Here is a 16,546-nt window from a genome sequence, read left to right as displayed (position 1 = left end):
GGTCTTCTGACTGAGGAATGAAATCATGAGCAAGCTGGCAGGCAAGGTCGCGATCGTCACGGGCGCATCGAAGGGCATCGGCGCGGCCATCGCGAAGGCACTGGCCGACGCAGGCGCGGCGGTCGTCGTCAACTACGCGAGCAGCAAGGCGGGCGCGGATGCGGTCGTGAGCGCGATCACCGAAGCGGGCGGCCGCGCGGTCGCGGTCGGCGGCGACGTGTCGAAGGCGGCCGACGTGCAACGCATCGTCGATACCGCGATCGACACGTATGGCCGTCTCGACGTGGTCGTGAACAACTCCGGCGTGTACGAATTCGCGCCGATCGAAGCGATCACCGAAGAACACTATCGCCGGCAGTTCGACACGAACGTGTTCGGCGTACTGCTGACGACGCAGGCGGCCGCCAAGCATCTCGGCGAAGGCGCGAGCATCATCAACATCAGCTCGGTCGTGACCAGCATCACGCCGCCGGCCAGCGCCGTTTACAGCGGCACGAAGGGCGCGGTCGACGCGATCACCGGCGTGCTCGCGCTCGAGCTCGCGCCGCGCAAGATCCGCGTGAACGCGATCAACCCGGGGATGGTCGTGACCGAGGGCACGCACAGCGCGGGCATCATCGGCTCCGAGCTTGAAACGCAAGTGCTCGGCCAGACGCCGCTCGGCCGCCTCGGCGAGCCGAACGACATCGCGTCGGTCGCCGTGTTCCTCGCGTCGGACGATGCACGCTGGCTGACCGGCGAGCGCCTCGTCGCGAGCGGCGGGCTGCGCTGACCGGACCGTGCCGCCGCCCGGACCGCGGCGGTAGCGAAATCCCCGCACGCTGCGTCGAGTCTGCTTCGGCAGATCGCGCGGCGTGTCGTCCATTGCCACGCAGCCTTCGCATTCGCTGCACGAACGGCACGTCTGCGATCCCGGTAGAGTCCCCCCTCTGATCCCGTGTCGCGGCGCGGCATAAAACCGTCATACCGCGCGCGCGGTGACGCTGCGCGCCGCGCGCCGCGCCGACCGAAACCATCCTCCCAAATGCTGCGCATACGCCTGTCACGCAAGGCTGACGGGCGCATCCCGCCGTGCGCGGTCGGGTCGTCGTATGCCGTTCGCATGCGTGCCGCGCACATTCCCCATTCAAGTTGCGAATGTTTGCATCGCAACAATCCATTTCATTCGCGGCGATTGGAGCGGTATGGTGAACGCACGTTCGATATTCACCGACCGATGCCCATCCATCACGCGAAGACGCCATGAAAACGACTCACGATCGATCCGGTCACGCGCCACGTGCGACCGCCGCCCGCGCGCCCGAAGGCGGCGGCGACCGACGCGACGCAGGCCTGCGCCTGCCGGCGAAGCTGGTGGGCCCGATCGTGCTCGGCACGCTGCTCAACGCGCTGAATTCGTCGATGATCGCGGTCGCGCTCGTGAGCATCCAGCAGGCGTTCGCGCCGGCCGACGCCGCGCACGCGCGCATCGATACGCTGTGGCTCGTGTCGGGGCTGTATCTGGCGACGGCCGCCGGCCAGCCGACGATGGGGCGCCTCGCCGATCGCTTCGGCGCGAAGCGGATCTTCTGCATCGGTCTCGCGATCGTGCTGTTCGCGTCGTCGCTCGCGCCGTTCGCGCCGACGCTCGGCTGGCTGGTCGCCTCGCGCGTCGCGCTCGGCATCGGCACGTCGGCCGCGTATCCGGCCGGCATGGCGATGATCCGCGCGTGGTCGCAGCGGCATGCGAACGGCGCGACGCCGACGGGCGGGCTCGGCGCGATCTCGATCGCGGCGCAGGTGGCCGTCGCGTTCGGCCCGCCGCTCGGCGGTGCGCTCGTGCAGTTCGCCGGCTGGCGCGCGATCTTCTGGATCAACGTGCCGATCGTGCTGGCCGCCTTCGTGTTCGCCTGGCTGTGGATCCCGGCCGACCCGGCCTATCGCGGCGCACAGGCGCGCACCACGCTGCGCGCCACGCTGGCGGAACTGGATCTGCCGGGCGTGGCGTTGTTCGTGCTGACGCTCGCGAGCCTGCTGCTGTTCCTGCAATCGGTGTCGCGCGAACCCGATTGGCTGCTGCTGGCCGCGACGCTCGTGCTGGCGCCGCTGTTGATCCGCCGCGAACGCCGGGCCGCGGCACCGCTGATCGACATCCGGATGCTGGCCGACAACCGTCCGCTGCTCGGCACGTATCTGCGCTGCGTCGGCACCTATGCGGTGTTCTACGCGATCTTCTATGCGCTGCCGATGTGGCTGCAGGAGGCGAGGGGACTGTCGGCCGCCGACGCCGGCCTCGTGATGCTGCCGGTCGCCGGCATCGGCACGGTCACGACGATGCTCGCCACCCGCATCGTGCACCGCCACGGCGCGCGCCCTGTGCTCGTCATCGGTTCCGCGCTGCTCTGCATCGGCAGCGTCGTGATGAGCCAGCTGACGAGCAGCCTGCCGATCGCGGCGATCGTTGTGCTGTCGGTCGTGTTCGGTATTCCTAATGGTTTCAACAATCTCGGCAATCAGGCCACGCTCTACCAGAGCACGCCGCACGGCCGGATCGGTACGGCGTCCGGCCTGTACCGCACCGCGCAGTACGTCGGCGGCAGCCTGTCGTTCGCGCTCGTCGGTCTCGCGCTCGGCCATCCGGCGAGCGACCGCGGCCTGCGCGCGCTTGCCGTCGTCCTGGCGGTGATCAGCGTGCTGCTGTTGCTCAATGCCGTATCGAGCCGGCACCTCGACGCCGCCGTTTCTTCCGTTCCACAACAAAAGTGAGGGTGATACATGTCCATTCCGACGCTCAATCGCACCGCCGCGCTCGTCGCCATCGATCTGCAGAACGGCATCGTCGCGCTGCCGGTCACGCCTTATACCGGCGCGCAGGTCGTCGCGAAGACGGTCGAGCTGGCGGCGGCTTTCCGCGCGCGGGGGCTGCCCGTGATCTACGTGCACACGAGCTATCGGCCGGATGGCGGCGTGGCGCTTAAGGTGAAGACGGATGCGCCGTCGCAGCCGCCGAATCTCGATCCCGAATGGAGCGCGTTCGCGCCGGCGCTCGGCGTGTCGTCGTCCGACATCGTCGTGACGAAGCATCAGTGGGGCGCGTTCACCGGCACCGACCTGGACGTGCAGCTGCGTCGCCGCGGCATCACCGACGTCGTGCTGACCGGCATCGCGACCAACATCGGCGTGGAATCGACCGCGCGCCAGGCATACGAAAACAACTACAACGTCGTGATCGTGAGCGATGCGGTCAGCACGTCGTCGGCCGATGCGCAGACGTTCGCGCTGACCCAGATCTTCCCGAAGCTCGGGCAGGTCGCCGCGGCGGCGGACGTGGAGGCGGCACTCGAGCAGGCGCAGTCGCGTTGAAGCCGGCGATTCGTTCGGCGCGCTTTTTCACATACCAGTCGTTTACCGAGGAATGACGATGATCAAGACCGATGCATGGGTTCTCTACGCGGGCCCGGAACCGACCCGCCAGCAGCCGCCCGTCGCGGGCGAGCTGCGCCGCGAAACCTTCGAATTTTCCCCGCTCGAAGCCGACGAGGTGCTCGTCGAGCCGCTGTACGGATCGTGGGAAGCGAACCTCGACCATGCGCTGTCGCGCAATCCGGTCGACATCTGCCGCCAGCGCCGCGAGGACAAGATCGTGCTGGGCAACGGCGCGCTGGTGCGCGTCGTGGAGCGCGGACGCGCGGTCCACGCGCTGAAGGACGGCGAGATCTGCATGGTGATGCCGTTCGGCAAGCGCGACGAATACGGATTCGCCGAGCTCGTCTACGCGTACGACGCGCCCGGCACGATCGGCGTGATGGCGCAACGCACCAAGATGCGCGCCGACAACCTGGTGCCGGTGCCGACCGACAGCCGTCACTCGCTGCTGCAATGGGCGACCTACGGCCGCTACTTCACCGCGTGGGACAACTGGAAGGTCGCGTCGACGTGCTGGCGCTCGCAACTGCCGGACGTCGATCCGGCCGACTATCTGGTGTTCGGCTGGGGCGGCGGCACGACGCTGGCCGAGCTGCAGCTCGCGAAGCGCGAAGGCTTTCGCGTCGCGATGACGGCGAGCAACGACCGTCGCCTCGAGGATCTCGCGAAGCTCGGCATCACGCCGGTCGACCGGCGCAAGTTTCCGGACCTCGCGTACGACGAGGCGCGCTACCGGGCGGATCCGGACTACCAGGCACGCTACCGCGAGTCGGAGCGCGTCTTCGCCGAGACGATCGCCGAGCTGAGCGGCGGCCGCGGCGTCGCGATCTTCCTCGACAATCTCGGCGGCGCGCTGTATCGCGCGACGATGCGCGTGACGGGCCGCACCGGCATCGTCGCGACGGTCGGCTGGAAAACCGGGATGCGCCTGTGGAACCTGCGCGCGACGGAGTGCATCAACCGCCGCCTGCACATCCACACGCACGCGTGGCGCTACGACGACAGCATCACGATCCGCGACTTCCAGGAGTCGACCGGCTGGATCGGCCAGGAACCGACCGAAATCTTCGATTTCGACGACGTGCCGAAGCTTGCGTCCGATTACCTGAACGGAAAGATCGAGACGTATTTCCCGATCTATCGGATCAACGCGGTCTGAGCCGCCGGTCGCGCGTCATGCCTGCATCGTTGCATGATGATTAGTCATGCAAACGATGGCGGTGCATGGCGCGCCGTGCAACCTATCTGGCAGGAGAACGCCATGGCCTCTGTGGAAACCGGGGAGGTCGACGCCGGCACGGCGTCGGACACCTCCAGCCGCGCGCCGCTCGGCGGCATTCGCGTGATCGACGCCGCGACGCTGTTTGCCGGCCCGCTCGCGGCGACGATGCTCGCCGACTACGGCGCCGACGTGATCAAGGTGGAACACCCGACGGGCGATCCGGCGCGCAAGTACGGCGCGCGTCGCGACGACGTGCCGTTGTGGTGGAAGGTGGTCGCGCGCAACAAGCGGGCGGTCACGCTGAATCTCGGCACGGCCGACGGCCAGCGGATCTTTCGCGAGCTGGCCGCGCAGGCCGACGTGGTGGTCGAGAATTTCCGGCCCGGCACGCTGGAGCGCTGGGGGCTCGGCTACGACGTGTTGTCCGCGATCAATCCGCGGCTCGTGCTGGTGCGGGTGACGGGGTTCGGCCAGTTCGGCCCGTATGCGCGCCGCCCCGGTTTCGGCACGCTCGCGGAGGCGATGAGCGGGCTGGCGGCCGCCACCGGCGAGGCGGACGGGCCGCCGCTGCTGCCGTCGTTTCCGCTCGCGGACACGGTGGCGGGGCTCACCGCCGCGTTCGCGATCATGACGGCGCTGAAGGCGCGCGATCGCACCGGACGCGGGCAAGTGGTCGATCTCGCGATCATCGAGACGATGCTCGCGGCGATGGGGGCGCAGGTCGCGAGCTACGACCAGACGGGGCGCGTGCCGGCGCGCGCCGGCAACCGCTCGCCGAACAATGCGCCGCGCGGCGTGTATCGCACGTCGGACGGCAAGTGGGTCGCGCTGTCGACGTCGGCGCACAGCATCGCCGAGCGCGTGATGCGGCTCGTCGGCCGCGCGGACCTGATCGACCAGCCGTGGTTCGCGAGCGGCGTCGAGCGCGCGAAGCATGCGGACGAGCTCGACGCGGCGGTCGGCGGCTGGATCGGGCAGCGCACGCGCGACGACGTGATCGACGCGTTCGAGCGCGCGGAGGCGGCCGTCGCGCCGATCTACGACGTCGCCGACGTGCTGCGCGATCCGCAGTACGCGGCGCTCGGCTCGATCGTATCGGTGCCCGACGCCGAACTGGGCGCATTCCGCACGCACAACGTGCCGTTCCGGCTGTCCGACACCCCCGGCGCGATCCGCTGGGGCGGGCCGTCGCGCGGCGCGCACAACGATGAAGTATTCGGCGCATTGGGCCTGGAGTCGCGGGACCTCGCCGACCTGACCGAACGAGGTGTGATTTGAAACCGAGCGCAACCTGCCGCAGTTACCTGTACGTGCCCGCGCACAAGACGCAGGTGGTCGAGAAGGCCTACGCGAGCGAGGCCGACGCGATCGTGCTGGATCTCGAGGACGCCGTGCCGGCGAGCCACAAGGTCGACGCCCGCAAGGCCGCCGCCGACATCCTGGCGGGCGGCCCGCCGAAGCCGACCTACGTACGCGTGAACCCGATCGGGACGCCGTGGTGCCGCGACGACGTCGAGGCGATCGCGTTGCCCGCATTGCAGGCGCTGCGTTTGCCGAAATGCGATTTTCCCGCGCATATCCAGGAAGTCGCGGGCTGGCTCGACGCGCTCGGCAGCGACGCCGGGATCCAGATCCTGATCGAATCCGCCTATGGGGTGGAAACCGCTTATCAGCTCGCGACCGCGTCGCCGCGGCTCGAACGGATCGGGCTAGGCGAAAGCGACCTGCGCGCCGACCTGCGGATCGGCGTCGACAACTTCACGCTCGAAGTGTGCCGCGCGCGCTGCGTGGTGGCGTCGCGCGCGGCGGGGCTGAACGGGCCGATCCAGACGGTCTATCACACGCTCGGCGATCTCGACGGCCTGAAGGAATCGACGTTGCGCGCGAAATCGATGGGATTCGTCGGCCGTTTCGCGATTCATCCGTCGCAACTGCCGGTCATCAACGCGGTGTTCACGCCGTCGGACGAGGAAATCCGCGCGGCCGAGCGCGTGCTGGAGGCGGTCGATGCGGCGGACGATCAATCGTCGGTGTTCGTGCTGCCCGATGGCCGCGTGGTGGCGCCGCCGCTGATCGCGAATGCGCGCGTGACGCTGGCGCTGGCGACCCACCTGCGGCGCGATGGAGTCGCGGCATGAGCGCGCCCGATACGCTTTCCGCACCGGCCGTCGCCGCCAGGCCCACGAATCCGGACGGCATCGTCGGCGTGCTCGGCCGCTTCGCGTCGGCGGTGCGCGTCGACGGGCTCGATCGCACGCTACGCGTGGAGGCCGCCGCCCGCGTGCTCGACCTCGTCGGCAACAGCCTGATCGCGCACGACGAACCCGTCGCGCAGTCCGTGCTGCAGGTCGCGCGGCGCTGGGGCGGGCACGGCCGCGCGAGCGTGATCGGCGCGGCCGACCGGCTGCCGGCCGCGAGCGCCGCGCTCGTCAACGGCACGCTCGCGCATGCGATGGATTTCGACGACTCGCACATGCTGTCGGTGCTGCATCCGAGCGCGTCGGTGATTCCGGCCGCGCTCGCCGCCGCGCAGGCGAGCGGTGCATCGGGCGCGGCGCTGCTCGATGCGATCACGGTCGGCACCGAGATCTGCATCCGGCTCGGCGTGGCGGCCTACAACGAGCGGCTCGGCAATTCGGTGTTCTTCGAGCGCGGCCAGCACGCGACGTCGATCTGCGGGACGGTCGGCGCGGCTGCGGCCGCGGCGATGCTGCTCGGGCTCGACGCCGCGCGGATCGCCGCGGCGCTCGGGATTGCCGCGAGCATGGGCGCAGGCCTGCTCGAGGCGAACCGCACCGGCGGCTCCGTGAAGCGGATTCACTGCGGCTGGGCCGCGCATGCGGGCGTGAGCGCGGCGGAGCTGGCGGATGCGGGCGTGACCGCGCCGCCGACCGCGCTCGAAGGCCGCTTCGGCTTCTTTCACGCATGGTGCGGCGAGCTGGCCGACGTCGACGCGGTGCTGCGCGGCCTCGGTGACGACTGGGAGACGAGCCGGATCATCTTCAAGCCGTATCCGTGCAACCACTTCACGCATCCGGGCATCGACGCGGCGCTGCAACTGAAGGCGCAGGGCGTGACGGCCGACGACGTGGTGTCGGCCGAACTGCGGGTCGCGACGTCGACGCTGCGCACGATCGGCGAGCCTGCCGAATTGAAGGCCAGCCCGCCGAACGGTTACGCGGCCGCGTTCTCGGGGCCGTACACGATCGCGGCCGCGCTGCTCGGCGGTGGCGGGCTCGGCGTCTGGTTCGACGATTTCGACGATGCGCTCGTGCGGGACCCCGCGCGCCGCGCGCTGGCCGCGAAGGTGCGCTGCGTCGCCGATCCGTGGTGCGACGCGCGGTTCCCGCACAGCCTGCCTGCCGTGCTGCGCGTGACGCTGCGCGACGGGCAGACGCGCGAGGCGCGCGTCGAGTCGAGCAAGGGCACCCGTTCGCGGCCGCTGACCGAACAGGAACTCGTCGCGAAGTTCGTGCTCGCCGCGAGTTCGACGATCGGCACGCCGCGTGCGCTCGAGCTGCGCGACGCGGTGCAGGCGCTCGTCGACGACACGCCGCTGGATGCGCTGGCGGCGTTGACGTCCGACGTGCATCCGAACTGGAAAGGAGGAGAGCCATCTTGAACGCACCACGCTGGAAGAAGCGGCCGCCGGGCTCGAACTGGGGCGATTTCGGCCCGGACGATCAGCAGGGACGGTTGAACTGGCTAACGCCGGACAAGGTGCGGCAGGGCGTCGCCGAGGTGCGCGAAGGCCTGTCGTTCTCGCTGAGCCTGCCGCTCGACGTGCCGCGCGGCGGCGGGCTGAACGCGCGCCGTCGGCCGCCCGCGATCATGCCGGCGCTGCTCGGCGGCAAGCCGTACTTCGGTTATCGCGCCGACGAACAGGTGCCGAACGCCACGGACGTCGTCTGCGACGATTCGTTCTGCATGCATTCGCAGTTCTCGACGCAATGGGACGGTCTCGCGCACGTCGGCGGCGTATTCGACGCGGACGACGACGGCGTGCCCGAAATCGTGTTCTACAACGGCTTCCGGATGGGCGAGCATCTGCGGGTGCCGCAGGAGGGCGACGCCACCGGCGGCGCGCGCTCGCTCGGCATCGAGGTGATGGCGCGCACCGGCGTGCAGGGGCGCGGCGTGCTGATCGACCTGCGGCATCACTTCGGCGACGCCCGCACGAAAGTGGGCTACGCGCAACTGATGCGCGTGATGGAAGCGGACGACGTGCACGTCGAGCAGGGCGACATCGTCTGCATTCACACCGGTTTCGCCGATCTGCTGCTGAACGACGAGCACGGTTCGCCCGCGACCGTCGCGAGCGCGTGCGTGCTGGACAGCAGCGACGCCCGGCTGCTGCAGTGGATCGACGAGTCGCGGCTCGCGGCGCTCGTGGCCGACAACCACGCGATCGAGGAGCGGCCGCAGCATGCGCAGCCGCTCGCGCGGCCGGGGGCGCTGATGCCGCTGCACGAGCTGTGCCTGTTCAAGCTCGGCATCCACCTCGGCGAGCTGTGGCACCTGACGCCGCTCGCGAACTGGCTGCGCGCGCATCGGCGAAACCGGTTCCTGCTGACCGCGCCGCCGTTGCATATCCGGGGGCTGGTCGGTGCGCCGGTGAACCCGGTCGCGACCGTTTGACGCGCAGGCCACGGGCGCCGGCGCGCGCCCGGCCAGCGGGAACCGTTTCCATGCGTCGATCCGGGATCGTCGATTGACCCGATTATCGAAAAAATGACTGAAAATCGGGTCGTTCAGATCGAAAATAGAATCAATGGCGCCGGGTATATAAAAAATATTGAAACGTCAAGATTGGACTATTCTCATTTATTGCACTAAATATCAGGGGATTTCCCCATTGCGATAATCGCGAACCGGGGATGGCGATTAACCCGTTTAGTGGATGGTCACAATCATGAATCTACGTTCGATCGACTTGAACCTGCTGGTCATACTGGATGCGCTGCTGACGGAGAAACAGGTGACGCGGGCCGGGCTGAAGGTCGGTCTGACCCAACCGGCCGTCAGCAATGCGCTGTCGCGCCTGCGGTATCTGTTCAAGGACGAGATCCTGGCGCGCAGCACGATCGGGATGGAATTGACGCCGCGCGCGCAGGCGCTGATCGCGCCGGTGCGGCAAATCATGCAACAAATCGAAGAATTATTTGAATCGGATTATCAATTCAACCCTTTTACGTCGGAGCGTCATTTTACGATCCGGATGTCGGATCTCACCGAATTGCTTTTGCTGCCCGCCTTGCTGCGGCGCATGCGCACGACGGCGCCGAATATCAGCCTCGATGTCGTGCACCCGAGCGCGGCGAAGACGGCCGAAGCGCTCGAAGCCGGGCGGCTCGACATGGCGATCAGCGCGGGCCTCGCGCATTCCGGCTCGCTGTCGTCGGAAACCGTGTTTCACGACCGGATGGTGTGCGTGCTGAGCCGCAACCATCCCGATGCGGACAAGCCGCTGACGCTCGAACGGTTCCTCGCGCTCGACTTCCTCAACGTGTCGATCAACCCGGTCGACCACAGCCTGATCGACAACCTGCTCGCGAACATGGGGTGTACGCGCCGCATCGTGCTCAACGTGCCGCACTGGCTCGTCGTGCCGAACATGCTCGATGCGCTGCCGTACGCCGTGATCATGTCGGAGCGGCACGCGCTGAGCCTCGACGATCCGCGTCTCGTGATCCGCGAACTGCCGCTCGCGATGGAGCCCGTCACGTGGTCGCTGTACTGGCATCGCCGGTACGACGGCAGCAACGCGCACGGCTGGATGCGCCGCGCGATCCTCGCGGCCGCGGAATCCGTCGTGGACGACGTCACGGTGGACGCGTGCAGCGTGGGCTGAGCGCGATGTCGTGCGCCGCGGGCCGCTCGCGGTCAGCCGACGACGAGCAGCGGCGGCAGCGTCGCGACGTCGGGCTGCTCGTCGAGTCGCCACAGATAATCGAGTGCGGCCCGCATTCGCGCCGCGCTTCCGTGCCGCTGGCAATTCTTCGTGAACTTCGCTTCGTAGTCGGCGCGCTGCATCGGTTGCGTCGGTGAGCCCGGCAGATCGTCCACCTGCTTCGTATAGGTCGCGCCGTCATCGCACACGGCCGTCACGCGATTCGGTGCATGCGCGGGATAGCGGGCCGTCAGCGCCGGGTCCGCGTCGACCGTGATTTTGCCGATCAGCGCGCGCAAGGCCGGGTCGCGCAACGCCGCGCCCGTATAGCTGCGGGTCGTGATGTCGCCGTCGAGCATCGCCCGCGCGACGATGTAGGGCAGGCTGTGGTCGGCCGTCTCGTGGGTCGACGGCGCCCATTTCTCCGGATCGCGACCGGCCGTCACGTAGCCGACTTCGGTCGTGTGGACCGCGATGCGCCGGATGCGCCGCAGGTCGCCGACCTGCGCGGCGACCGCGAGCGCGGCCGGAATCGCCGTTTGCGTGAGCCCTTGCGCCGGATAGAACTTCACGAAGCAACGGCCGACCCGGAACGCGCCGTCGCGCCCGCCGAACGTGGCGGTGTCGAGCGCGAACGGCCCGGACACCTGCGCGAAGAACCCGGCCGCTCCCTCGAATATCGGCGCGGGGCCGGTGAGGCCGGCGCCGGCGAGTTCGGTCGAAAACACCGCGTTGCGCGCCGCGTCGGCGTCGGCGAGCGCCTTCCAGTTGGACAACTGCTGCACCCGCGTCTGGTTCAGCGCGAGATGGCTGTTGATCGACAGGTTGACCGCCTGCACGAGTTGCGGCGCGTGCAGGCCCATCAGCTTGCCCGCCGCGAGCGCGACGGCCGGCAGGCTGTAACAGGTGTGATCCCAGCCGCGCGGGCTGACCGCGGCGGCGTCCATCAGCCGGCACGCGATCTCGTACGCGATCGCGATCGACAGGATCAGGTCGCGGCCGCTCGCGTGCCGCGCCTCGGCGACCGCGAGACACGCGGCGACGTTGTCGCTCGGATGGCCGGTCTCCTTGCCGGCATACGCATCGTTGAAATCGAAGTAGCGTAGCGCCGTGCCGGTCGCGAACGCGGCGAGATCGGCGCGCGTGCGGCGGTTCGTGCCGATCACGGTCGAGACGCCGCCGGGCGACGCGAGCGCCGCGTCGCGCGCGATCCGTACCGGCGCCTCGTCGTGCGCGGCGATCGCGCAGCCCAGCGCGTCGATCAGATGCGCCTTGATCGTTTCGACGGTCGCCTCGTCGAGGTCGCGATACTGCAGCCCGGCTGCGTAGTCGGCGAGTTGCCGGGCGAGTTCCGGCTGGCCGGCGTTCTGCCTGTCGGCGGTCGCGGCGGCGCGGGCGTGAGCGAACGGCAGCGCGACGGCGGCGCCGGTCAGCGCGGAAAGAAAGTGGCGGCGATTCATGGTTCGGGCTCCGAAGTTTCAGGGGGCGGAAAGGGGGCGGCGCTGTCAGAACGCCTTGCGCAGGCCGAGCGCGACGCCCGCGCTGCCGGAGCGGCCGGCCGCGAGCGAGTAGTGCAGAAAGTTGTAGTTGTCGTTGTCGAAATCGAGCGCGGCACGGTGCGCGTAGCCGGCCGCCAGGTACAGCGTCACCGTCTTCGACACGAAGTAGTTCAACTGCAGCGTGACCTGCTGCGGACTGACGGGCTGCGATGCCGGCGTTTGCGCATTCGCCGGATTCCGCGCGCGGATGTGTTCGTAATAGACGGCGCCGATCGCTTGCAGAAAATCGGTGATGCCATAGCGGACGCCGGCCCACCAGAACGTGAAGTTCGTCACGACCGACGGCGCGGCGATGTCGCTGTGCGCGTGCTCGACGCCGGCCAGCAGTTGCGCGCGCCCGAGCGGCACGAGCGCGGAAGCGGCGTAGCGGCGGAAGTGCGCGAAGCCGCCGGGCCGCGGCGTGTGGACGTCGTCGAACGCCGCGGCGAACGAGAACGCGCTGCCCGCGTAGTCGAAGCCCGCGCCGTACGCGGCGTTCGACTGGAACGCGCCCGCCGTGCCGCCGAACGCGTAGTGGGTTTCGAGCGTCAGTGCGCCGAGCTTCGCCAGATACTTGACGACGTTGTTCTCGCGATAGTTGATGCCGACGATCGCGCCGTCCGGCTCGTACAGCGTCGAATAGGCGCCCGTCGGCGAATAGCGCTCCATGATGTCGAACAGCGTCGTGTACTGACGGCCGAGCCGCAGCGCGCCCCAGCGCTCGTGTTGCAGCGCGACCCACGCGGAGCGGTCGAAGCCGCCCGAGCCGGCGCCGTTGGTGAGGTTGATGCTGCTTTCGACGCGAAACGCCGCCTGCCAGCCGCCGCCGAGATCCTCGACGCCCTTCAGGCCCCAGCGCGATCCGCTCTTGCCGCCCGACGCCATCCGCGCGAGCGACGCGGACGACTTGCCGTCGGGCCCGGCCTGGTTGGTGAGAAATTCGGTGTAGACGTCGGCGACGCCGTACAGCGTGAGGTTGGTCTGCGCGCAGGCGCCGGCCGATACGAGGCCCAGTCCGCACAATGCGGACATTCGCTTGCCCATGGGGCTGTCTCCTTGTTTTGGGGTTGTTGTTCGTCATGGGCGCCGCGCGGGTCGGCTCGCGCGGCGCGGCGTCGCTATCCGGGGCGGAAGGCGAACGGTGCGTGCCGTGCCGGGCCGCTCGCGTGCGTTGCGCGGCGCACGCGGGCGACGCCTGGCGGCCGGGTCACGCGGTCGGGCGTGCGCATCGTCGGTCAGCGCGCGCGTGCCCGCACGGCTGCGTCGCGCGCGAGTACGCGCGTCGCCTGCGCGACGCCCGCCGCGTCGACCATCCTGCCGTCGATGCGCAGCGCGCCGCGGCCGTTGGCGCGCGCGTCGTCGTATGCGGCGAGCACGGCGCGCGCGTCGCGCACCGCGTCGTCGTCCGGCCGGAACGCGCGGTTCAGCGCATCGACTTGCGACGGATGAATGCAGGTCGCGCCCGCATAGCCGAATGCCGCGGACGCGCGCGCGATGCGCGCGAACGCATCGAGGTCGCGCAGTTCGTCGAGGCCGCCGAGCAGGCCGAGCGGCAAAATGCCGGCCGCGCGCGCGGCGATGATCAGCAACTGCTTCGGCACGCGCAGCACGTCGGCGCCGGTGCCGCTTTCGCAGTTCAGCGCGAAGTCGGCGCCGCCGAGCATCATCGCGACGACGCGCGGCGACGCGCGCGCGATCCGGTCCATCGCCTGGAACGCGCGCGGCGTTTCGATGATCGCGACGACGCGCGTGCCGCCGGGCGCGGCGCCGGCTTCATCCTCGAGCGTGGCCAGCAGTTCGTCGATCGCCTCGACGTGCGAGCCGCCGCGCACCTTCGGCAGCACGACGCCGTGCACGCCCGCCTGCACGGCCGCACGCAGGTCGGGCACCAGCAGGTCGAGCGGGCCGTTGGCGCGGACCAGCACGTCGTGGCCGGCGGCCCGCAGCCTCGGCACGGCGGCGGCGAGGCCGTCGCGGGCGTCGCGCTTGCACGCGAACGGGACGCTGTCCTCCAGGTCGAGGATCAGCGCATCGGCTGCGCTGGTCGCGGCTTTCTCGACGAAACGAGGGACGTGGGCGGGGACGTAGAGCAGCGAGCGCCAGACCGGTTGGGACGAGGAATTCATCGTTGTTCTCGTAAAATGAAAGTCACTTTTATTTTTGTGATCGATGGGCCCATTCGTCAAGATTATCGTTAACGCCTATATTTACGAGGAATTGAAAGAAGATGAACGAATGAAGCCCTGCGAATTCATGTTGATGTCATGGCCGTTCTGCGTATAATGAAAGTCACTTTCATTTTTAGACGAACTCCGGGCGCGCCGTTCGCGCCGCCCGGCACAGCGTGAGGCGGACATGAGCAAGGTGGAGACGAGCAATCAGGCAGAAGGCGGCGTGGCCGCGGTCAATCGCGCGCTGACCGCGCTGCTGGCCTTCTCCGGCGCGCCGGGCGGGCTGATGCTCGCGCAGGTCAGCGACGCGACGGGGCTCAACATGAGCACGCTGCTGCGGATGTTCGAGTCCCTCGAACAGTTCCGATTCATCAAGCGCCTGCCCGATGGGCGCTACGTGCTGGGGCCGGCCGTGTTCCAGCTCGGCGTGATGTACCGCGAGTCGTTCCAGCTGCGCGAGCACGTGATGCCGATCCTGTCGACGCTGTCGGCGCAGACCGGCGAGACCGCCGCGTTTTACGTGCGCGAAGGCGATCAGCGCGTCTGCCTGTTCCGCATCCAGGCGCAGCGCGCGGTGAGCACGCATCTGCGCGAAGGCGACCGCTTTGCGCTCGACGTCGGCGCGGCGGGGCGCGTGCTGCTCGCGTTTTCCGGCGCGCGCGGCGGCGAGTACGAGAAGACGGCCGGGCAGGGCTATGCGGTGTCGATCGCCGAGCGCGATCCGGAGAGCGCGGCGATCGCGTGCCCGGCGTTCGGCGTCGGCCGCGTGCTGAGCGGCGCGATCTCGCTCGGCGTGCCGCGCTATCGCTTCAACAAGAAAGTGCTGGCCGATTACCTGCCCTATGTGCAGGCGGCCGCCGCCGCGCTGACGCACGCGCTCGGCGGCGATCTGCCCGCGACGGGCGCGGCGTTTCCCGCGACCGACCAGCTTGGCGCGCTGCTCGAGTAGCGCAGGCGCGCGGCGCGCGCATCCCCGACTGACCGACAACTACCAGGAGACATCATGTCCGTACCCGACCCGCAGGCCGCTCGCGCGGCCGGCGCGCATCGTCGCGCGTCCACCGGCCCGATCCATCCGAAATCGTTCGATGCCAGCGCCACCGGGCCACTGTCCGGCGTGCGCGTGGTTGATCTGTCGCGCCTGATGGCCGGCAACATGCTGAGCGTGCAGTTGGCCGACTTCGGCGCGGACGTCGTGAAGGTCGAAAGCGAGCGCGGCGATACGTTGCGCGCGGTCGGCGCCGGCGGCATCAGCACGAACTGGAAGGTGTACGGGCGCAACAAGCGCAGCGTGTGCGTCGATCTGCGCACGCCGGAGGGCGTCGACATCGTGCGCCGGCTGGTGCGCGACGCGGACGTGTTCGTCGAAAGCTTCAAGCCGGGCGTCGCGGAGCGGATGGGGCTCGGCCCCGACGACCTGCTCGCGATCCGCCCGGAACTCGTGATCGCGCGGATCTCCGGCTGGGGACAGACCGGGCCGTATCGCCACAAGCCGGGCTTCGGCACGCTCGCCGAAGGCTATGCGGGTTTCGCGGCGATCAACGGGTTCGCCGATCGCGAGCCGGTGCTGCCGCCGATGTTTCTCGCCGACATGACGGCCGGGATGTCCGGCGCGCTCGCCGTGCTGGTCGCGCTGCATGCGCGCGGCGCGCAGCGGGCGGCCGGGCAGGTGATCGACGTGTCGCTGTTCGAGCCGCTGCTGTCGATCCTCGGGCCGGCCGCGGCGAACTACGTGATGACCGGCGAGATCAAGCCGCGCACCGGCAGCCGCTCGACGAACACCGCGCCGCGCAACGCGTATCGCACGCGCGACGGCAAGTGGCTGTGCCTGTCGAGTTCGACGCAGGCGATGGCCGAGCGGCTGTTCCGTGCGATCGGCCGCGCGGACCTGATCGACGATCCGCGCTATGCGACCAACGTGCTGCGCGTGCGGCACGCGCAAACGCTCGACGCGATCGTCGGCGAATTCATCGCCGCGCGCGATCTCGACGCCAATCTCGCGTTCTTCGAGGAAGCGGGCGTGACGGTCGGGCCGATCCAGGACATCGCGCAGATCGTCGCCGATCGCTACGTGATCGAGCGCGAGGCGCTGGTCGAGCTGCCCGACGACGACGTCGGCAGCCTGCCGATGCACAACGTCACGCCGCGCCTGTCGGGTACGCCCGGCGCCTTCCGCCGGCCCGCGCCCGCGCTCGGCGAACACAACCGCGAGATCCTGCAGCCGCTGCTCGGCGAGCACGAATACGCGCGGCTCGCCGCGCTGGGCGTGATCCGCTCGCAGTAAGCGGGCCGCGCACCGGCAGAGACCGGATGCACCGCA

The 16,546-nt window shown here is 69.2% G+C and carries 14 protein-coding genes; 11 read left to right on the top strand and 3 right to left on the bottom strand.

Annotation, left to right across the window (positions count from 1 at the left end; all coding sequences use genetic code 11):
* Window positions 1–25 precede the first annotated feature (25 nt).
* The 9 genes from LGM42_RS14225 to LGM42_RS14185 all read left to right on the top strand — a co-directional run bounded on the left by LGM42_RS14225 (window position 26) and on the right by LGM42_RS14185 (window position 10,478).
* Entirely contained in the window at window positions 26–772 is a 747-nt protein-coding gene (locus LGM42_RS14225) for a glucose 1-dehydrogenase (RefSeq protein ID WP_059575924.1), read from the top strand.
* 470 nt (window positions 773–1,242) lie between these two features.
* Window positions 1,243–2,745: an MFS transporter gene (locus tag LGM42_RS14220; RefSeq protein WP_226232507.1), complete on the top strand. Its 1,503-nt coding sequence runs from the start codon at window positions 1,243–1,245 to the stop codon at window positions 2,743–2,745.
* 9 nt (window positions 2,746–2,754) lie between these two features.
* On the top strand, window positions 2,755–3,342 hold the full coding sequence (locus tag LGM42_RS14215; protein ID WP_060316329.1) for a hydrolase: 588 nt from the start codon (window positions 2,755–2,757) through the stop codon (window positions 3,340–3,342).
* A 58-nt stretch (window positions 3,343–3,400) separates the two neighbouring features.
* A complete protein-coding gene (locus tag LGM42_RS14210) occupies window positions 3,401–4,564 on the top strand; it encodes a zinc-binding dehydrogenase (protein ID WP_059575974.1) in 1,164 nt (387 codons plus the stop codon).
* Between the two features lie 102 nt (window positions 4,565–4,666).
* Window positions 4,667–5,905 carry a CaiB/BaiF CoA transferase family protein gene (locus LGM42_RS14205; protein ID WP_226232506.1) on the top strand — a complete coding sequence of 413 codons (1,239 nt, stop codon included), beginning with the start codon at window positions 4,667–4,669 and terminating at the stop codon, window positions 5,903–5,905.
* On the top strand, window positions 5,902–6,765 hold the full coding sequence (locus LGM42_RS14200; RefSeq protein WP_059575917.1) for an HpcH/HpaI aldolase/citrate lyase family protein: 864 nt from the start codon (window positions 5,902–5,904) through the stop codon (window positions 6,763–6,765). The genes LGM42_RS14205 and LGM42_RS14200 overlap by 4 nt, the downstream gene beginning before the upstream one ends.
* Entirely contained in the window at window positions 6,762–8,249 is a 1,488-nt protein-coding gene (locus tag LGM42_RS14195; protein ID WP_226232505.1) for an MmgE/PrpD family protein, read from the top strand. Before LGM42_RS14200 ends, LGM42_RS14195 begins: the two co-directional genes overlap by 4 nt.
* A complete protein-coding gene (locus LGM42_RS14190) occupies window positions 8,246–9,265 on the top strand; it encodes a cyclase family protein (RefSeq protein WP_226232504.1) in 1,020 nt (339 codons plus the stop codon). Before LGM42_RS14195 ends, LGM42_RS14190 begins: the two co-directional genes overlap by 4 nt.
* Window positions 9,266–9,539: 274 nt before the next feature.
* A complete protein-coding gene (locus LGM42_RS14185) occupies window positions 9,540–10,478 on the top strand; it encodes a LysR family transcriptional regulator (protein WP_226232503.1) in 939 nt (312 codons plus the stop codon).
* A gap of 32 nt (window positions 10,479–10,510) precedes the next feature.
* Here the strand turns inward: LGM42_RS14185 and LGM42_RS14180 are convergent, their stop codons facing one another.
* The 3 genes from LGM42_RS14180 to LGM42_RS14170 all read right to left on the bottom strand — a co-directional run bounded on the left by LGM42_RS14180 (window position 10,511) and on the right by LGM42_RS14170 (window position 14,181).
* Window positions 10,511–11,977 carry an MmgE/PrpD family protein gene (locus LGM42_RS14180; protein WP_226232502.1) on the bottom strand — a complete coding sequence of 489 codons (1,467 nt, stop codon included), beginning with the start codon at window positions 11,975–11,977 and terminating at the stop codon, window positions 10,511–10,513.
* 45 nt (window positions 11,978–12,022) lie between these two features.
* On the bottom strand, window positions 12,023–13,099 hold the full coding sequence (locus tag LGM42_RS14175; RefSeq protein ID WP_060316316.1) for a porin: 1,077 nt from the start codon (window positions 13,097–13,099) through the stop codon (window positions 12,023–12,025).
* 191 nt (window positions 13,100–13,290) lie between these two features.
* Complete coding sequence (locus tag LGM42_RS14170) at window positions 13,291–14,181, bottom strand: HpcH/HpaI aldolase/citrate lyase family protein (protein ID WP_226232501.1); 891 nt, start codon at window positions 14,179–14,181, stop codon at window positions 13,291–13,293.
* A gap of 229 nt (window positions 14,182–14,410) precedes the next feature.
* On the opposite strand from LGM42_RS14170, the gene LGM42_RS14165 reads away from it, so the two are divergent.
* Complete coding sequence (locus LGM42_RS14165; protein WP_226232500.1) at window positions 14,411–15,175, top strand: IclR family transcriptional regulator; 765 nt, start codon at window positions 14,411–14,413, stop codon at window positions 15,173–15,175.
* 54 nt (window positions 15,176–15,229) lie between these two features.
* Window positions 15,230–16,510, top strand: coding sequence for a CaiB/BaiF CoA transferase family protein (locus LGM42_RS14160; RefSeq protein ID WP_226232499.1), 1,281 nt, complete (start codon window positions 15,230–15,232; stop codon window positions 16,508–16,510).
* The last annotated feature ends 36 nt before the right edge of the window (window positions 16,511–16,546 follow it).

This window comes from Burkholderia sp. AU39826, from assembly GCF_020419965.1.
Lineage (GTDB): Bacteria > Pseudomonadota > Gammaproteobacteria > Burkholderiales > Burkholderiaceae > Burkholderia > Burkholderia semiarida.
Note: the sequence above shows the minus strand (reverse complement) of the source record. Positions and strands in the feature narration are given on the sequence as shown.

What these genes read in the sequence shown, in the direction of transcription:
- LGM42_RS14225 (WP_059575924.1), top strand. Translation starts at nt 26, where the DNA reads ATGAGCAAGCTGGCAGGCAAGGTCGCGATCGTCACGGGCGCATCGAAG.
- LGM42_RS14220 (WP_226232507.1), top strand. Translation starts at nt 1,243, where the DNA reads ATGAAAACGACTCACGATCGATCCGGTCACGCGCCACGTGCGACCGCC.
- LGM42_RS14215 (WP_060316329.1), top strand. Translation starts at nt 2,755, where the DNA reads ATGTCCATTCCGACGCTCAATCGCACCGCCGCGCTCGTCGCCATCGAT.
- LGM42_RS14210 (WP_059575974.1), top strand. Translation starts at nt 3,401, where the DNA reads ATGATCAAGACCGATGCATGGGTTCTCTACGCGGGCCCGGAACCGACC.
- LGM42_RS14205 (WP_226232506.1), top strand. Translation starts at nt 4,667, where the DNA reads ATGGCCTCTGTGGAAACCGGGGAGGTCGACGCCGGCACGGCGTCGGAC.
- LGM42_RS14195 (WP_226232505.1), top strand. Translation starts at nt 6,762, where the DNA reads ATGAGCGCGCCCGATACGCTTTCCGCACCGGCCGTCGCCGCCAGGCCC.
- LGM42_RS14185 (WP_226232503.1), top strand. Translation starts at nt 9,540, where the DNA reads ATGAATCTACGTTCGATCGACTTGAACCTGCTGGTCATACTGGATGCG.
- LGM42_RS14180 (WP_226232502.1), bottom strand. Translation starts at nt 11,977, where the DNA reads ATGAATCGCCGCCACTTTCTTTCCGCGCTGACCGGCGCCGCCGTCGCG.
- LGM42_RS14175 (WP_060316316.1), bottom strand. Translation starts at nt 13,099, where the DNA reads ATGGGCAAGCGAATGTCCGCATTGTGCGGACTGGGCCTCGTATCGGCC.
- LGM42_RS14170 (WP_226232501.1), bottom strand. Translation starts at nt 14,181, where the DNA reads ATGAATTCCTCGTCCCAACCGGTCTGGCGCTCGCTGCTCTACGTCCCC.
- LGM42_RS14165 (WP_226232500.1), top strand. Translation starts at nt 14,411, where the DNA reads ATGAGCAAGGTGGAGACGAGCAATCAGGCAGAAGGCGGCGTGGCCGCG.
- LGM42_RS14160 (WP_226232499.1), top strand. Translation starts at nt 15,230, where the DNA reads ATGTCCGTACCCGACCCGCAGGCCGCTCGCGCGGCCGGCGCGCATCGT.